The organism is Pseudoalteromonas sp. SR45-6, assembly GCF_014163545.1.
GTDB lineage: Bacteria > Pseudomonadota > Gammaproteobacteria > Enterobacterales > Alteromonadaceae > Pseudoalteromonas > Pseudoalteromonas rhizosphaerae.
The window spans coordinates 1-253 of sequence record NZ_JACJDM010000233.1 but is presented as its reverse complement, the minus strand read 5'-3'; the positions used below and the strand labels follow the sequence as shown (position 1 = coordinate 253).

General features: G+C 45.1%; 1 pseudogene. It reads left to right on the top strand.

What is annotated here, in order from left to right:
• Positions 1–20 precede the first annotated feature (20 nt).
• Positions 21–253, top strand: a pseudogene (locus H5158_RS23045) (transposase); the annotation flags it as partial.

Here is a 253-nt window from a genome sequence, read left to right as displayed (position 1 = left end):
TAGCGGGATTCGTGGCCAAAATGCACGAACAGATTGAACCGCTGTTTACGCAAGTACTGATGATATGCGACGAAGAAGGCTTGATAGGGCGTAACATGTTTGCCATTGATGGATGCAAATTGAAATCGAATGCGAGTAAAGAATGGAGCGGCACATTCGATGAGCTAGGGCGTAAAAAAGCAAAACTAGAACGCGCGAGTAAACGTATTATCGAACGTCACCAATCACAAGATAGCCTGAGCGAAGAGTTGAT